The organism is Glutamicibacter uratoxydans (genome assembly GCF_006539925.1).
In the GTDB taxonomy this organism is placed as follows: domain Bacteria; phylum Actinomycetota; class Actinomycetes; order Actinomycetales; family Micrococcaceae; genus Glutamicibacter; species Glutamicibacter uratoxydans.
In genome coordinates this window covers 1-1,334 of the sequence record NZ_BJNY01000045.1, presented here as the reverse complement: position 1 = coordinate 1,334, position 1,334 = coordinate 1, and the positions used below count along the sequence as shown (strand labels likewise).

The 1,334-nt window shown below is 56.3% G+C and carries 2 protein-coding genes; both read left to right on the top strand.

All coding sequences use genetic code 11. The annotated features are described in order from the left end of the window. Nucleotides 1-57 precede the first annotated feature (57 nt). Complete coding sequence (locus AUR04nite_RS17750) at nucleotides 58-348, top strand: transposase (protein ID WP_141367644.1); 291 nt, start codon at nucleotides 58-60, stop codon at nucleotides 346-348. An 18-nt stretch (nucleotides 349-366) separates the two neighbouring features. Further along, complete coding sequence (locus AUR04nite_RS17745; protein WP_141367642.1) at nucleotides 367-1,290, top strand: IS3 family transposase; 924 nt, start codon at nucleotides 367-369, stop codon at nucleotides 1,288-1,290. Nucleotides 1,291-1,334: the final 44 nt, after the last annotated feature.

The window sequence follows — 1,334 nt, the reverse complement described above, 5'->3', positions numbered from 1 at the left end:
ACTGAATCGCACCGGGTTTAATAGAGGCAAGGAAAATGGAAAAGGAACACTTCTCTCTTGCCGATCAAATACACCGACGAACTCAAGACCCGCGCCGTTGACCTAGTGATCCATGCGCAGGCCGACCCCAGCACCGCGAACGGCGCGATCCGACGCGTCACCAAAGAACTAGGGCTGAGCAGTGAAACTCTGCGCACCTGGGTACGCAACTACAAGAACAGCGGCGCAACAACACCAGCGCAGTCCATCGACTTGGAAGCCGAGAACAAGCGGCTGAGGGCCGAACTGGCCGAGACCAAACGAGCCAACGAAATCCTGAAGAAAGCAGCGACTTTCTTCGCGGCATGAGCTCTTGCCGCCCTTCAAATAATTGTTGATTTCATCGATCAGCACAAAGACGAGCTTGGGGTCGAGCCGATCATCCGCGCGTTGCCAGGAACCCGCACGCAGGTCGCCGTGAGCTCATACTATGCGGCCAAGAAACGACGCCCTTCAGCCCGCAGCGTGCGGGACAATCAATTACTTTCTAAACTTCGTGACGTATACGAGGCGAACTATTCCTGCTACGGGGTGCGGAAAATGTGGCATGCAATGAATAATCAGCATGCCGATCAGTTCGGGGCCATTGCTCGGTGCACCGTAGAACGGCTGATGAAAATCGCTGGTATTGACGGGGTGCGCCGCAAACGGAAGAAGCCTAAGACCCGTTCTGCGGATCCAGAATCATGCCCAGTAGATCTGGTGGACCGTCAGTTCACCGCGGCAGCCCCCAATCGACTTTGGGTGGCTGATATAACGTACGTTCCGACCCAGGTCGGGTGGGTATATGCCATGTTTATCCTTGATGTGTTCAGCCGCGAAATCGTGGGCTGGCAAGTCACTAATCACCTGCGGGAGTCACTGGCCAGGGACGCTTTGATGATGGCCCTGGCCCGGAAATACAGGGATGGTGAGGACGTGACCGGTCTTGTGCATCACAGCGACCGCGGCGTGCAATTCCGGTCTGTTAGGTATGGGCAGGCCTTGGCCGAGTCCAAGGTCGTTGCGTCAGTGGGTTCCAGGGGCGATTCGTTCGATAATGCCATGGCCGAGGCGCTGAATTCGGTTTATAAGGCGGAGTTGATCGACCGGAAGCAGTGGTCTGGGCAGGTTGAGGTCATGGCTGAGACTTCAAGGTGGGTTGGCTGGTACAACTCCCAGCGACTGCCTTCGGCGCTAGGGTATAGGTCACCGACCCAGGTCCATCAACAGTGGGCCGAACAGAATTACAAGGTCGTGGAAGCCGCGTAGGAAAACAAGTTAAGGAGCCTCTACTAAACCCGGGGCTTGACACC